Source organism: Mesorhizobium sp. M4A.F.Ca.ET.020.02.1.1, assembly GCF_004022645.1.
Classification (GTDB): Bacteria; Pseudomonadota; Alphaproteobacteria; order Rhizobiales; family Rhizobiaceae; genus Mesorhizobium.
The window spans coordinates 1-2,191 of the sequence record NZ_RZOI01000881.1; the positions used below are offsets into that span (position 1 = coordinate 1).

The 2,191-nt window shown below is 63.5% G+C and carries 1 protein-coding gene; it reads right to left on the reverse strand.

The window, feature by feature from the left end; all coding sequences use genetic code 11:
• Positions 1-68: 68 nt before the first annotated feature.
• A complete protein-coding gene (gene guaB, locus EN742_RS32535) occupies positions 69-1,571 on the reverse strand; it encodes an IMP dehydrogenase (protein WP_126054986.1) in 1,503 nt (500 codons plus the stop codon).
• Positions 1,572-2,191 lie beyond the last annotated feature (620 nt).

The following is a 2,191-nucleotide window of genomic DNA, read 5'->3' on the forward strand; positions in this document are numbered from 1 at the left end:
CTTCGGCTGTCGCCGTCAGGTTGCGCCAAAGCCTGTAACGATCCCGTTGGTCAGGCTCGGCGGCCTGATCAAATTCCGCCCGGATAGTTCGGGCTTTCGCGGGTGATCGTGACGTCATGGGCGTGGCTTTCACGAAGTCCGGCGTTGGATATGCGCACAAAGGTGGCGCGTTCTCGGAAATCGGCAAGATCGCGGCCACCGACATAACCCATAGCGGCTTTCAGGCCGCCTGCAAGCTGGTGCAGCACGCCAGCCACAGGTCCTTTGTAGGGAACCTGCCCTTCGATGCCTTCCGGGACCAGTTTCAGCGTGTCGCGGACCTCGGCCTGGAAGTAGCGATCGGCCGAGCCGCGCGCCATGGCGCCGACCGAGCCCATGCCGCGATAGGCCTTAAACGAGCGGCCCTGGTGCAGATAGACCTCGCCCGGGCTCTCGTCGGTGCCGGCCAGCAGCGAGCCGATCATGGCGGCGCCGGCGCCAGCGGCGAGCGCCTTGGCGAGATCGCCCGAATATTTGATGCCGCCGTCGGCAATCACCGTCACGCCCTTTTTGTGCGCCGTCTCGACCGCCGACATGATCGCCGAAAGCTGCGGCACGCCGACGCCGGCGACGATTCGCGTGGTGCAGATCGAGCCTGGACCGATGCCGACCTTGACGGCGTCGGCGCCGGCGTCGATCAGCGCCTGCGTGCCTTCCGCAGTGGCGACGTTGCCGGCCAGGATGCGCACCGAATTCGAAAGCTTCTTCGCCCGGGTCACCGCGTCCAGCACGCGCTGCGAGTGGCCGTGCGCGGTGTCGATGACCAGAAGATCGACGCCGGCATCGATGAGGCGTTCGGCACGCTCGAAGCCGTCATCGCCGACGCTGGTGGCGGCGGCGGCGCGCAGCCGTCCCTGCGCATCCTTGGTGGCGTGCGGGTTGAGCTGCGACTTCTCGATGTCCTTGACGGTGATCAGGCCGACGCAATTGCCCTTCCTGTCGACGACGACCAGCTTCTCGATGCGGTGCTTGTGCAAGAGCCGCTTGGCCTCATCCTGGTCGACATTCTCCTTCACCGTGATCAGGTTCTCGCGGGTCATCAACTCATAGACCTTCTGCGAGGGATCGGAAGCGAAACGCACGTCTCGGTTGGTCAGGATGCCGACCAGCCGGCCGACCGTATGGCCGCCGGTGCCGCCGTTCTCGACCACCGGAATGCCCGAAATCGAGTAGGTGCGCATCAGCGCCAGCGCGTCGGCGAGCGTGGCGTCCGGACCGATGGTGACGGGATTCACCACCATGCCGGATTCGAACTTCTTCACCTGGCGGACCTGCTCTGCCTGCTCGGCTGGCGAGAAATTGCGGTGGATGACGCCGATGCCGCCGGCCTGGGCCATGGCGATAGCGAGCCGGGCCTCGGTGACGGTGTCCATGGCGGCCGACAGGATCGGCACGTTGAGGTCGATGTCGCCGGCGATGCGGGTGCGGATGTCGGTCTCGCCGGGCATGACCTCGGAATGACCGGGCTGCAGCAGCACGTCGTCAAAGGTCAGCGCCAGCGCGCCGGTGGACGTTTCGATGATTTTTGCCATGGCCAGTCCTTCGAACACGAAAAAGCCTGGGGAATACAAAAAAGCGCTGGACCGTTATGGACAGCGCCGACTCGTTTCTTCCCTTTCAGGATTGGCGCTGGCTGGTAACACGTCGCGATGACATTGAAAAGACGATGATTGCATGTCATCGCAAGTGCTGGGTTGCCCTGATGGCGGCCACGAAGGACTGCGGTCGCATGACCTGATCGCAATTGCCCGCTTTTTGGGTGGCGGCGGCACAGCGATCAGAACCGGTGAATGCTCGATCTCTTCGCCGGCGCGAGCAGGTACTCGACGGGCACCCTTGTTACATTTTGATCTAGGGTTGCGTCGGAACGTTGATTGGCTCGACTGCCCTGATGCCGATGACATATGGCCACCAGGGGTTGCGGTCGCGCAAAAGTGACAGCAATTTAATGCGACACTCGGGCCAATGCGTGATAACCGCCCGGGCATGCCGGCTCGCCCCCAAGCCAGGCTCCGGATTCGTGAAGACAAATCAGGGCGTTCCCTTGAACCGCATCATTCCGCTCATCCTGGCGGTCGCACTTTTCATGGAGAACATGGATTCGACCGTGATCGCGACGTCGCTGCCGGCGATCGCCGTCGACATCCACACC

Coding starts and splice junctions, on each gene's coding strand:
- guaB (WP_126054986.1), bottom strand. CDS start 1,571: ATGGCAAAAATCATCGAAACGTCCACCGGCGCGCTGGCGCTGACCTTT.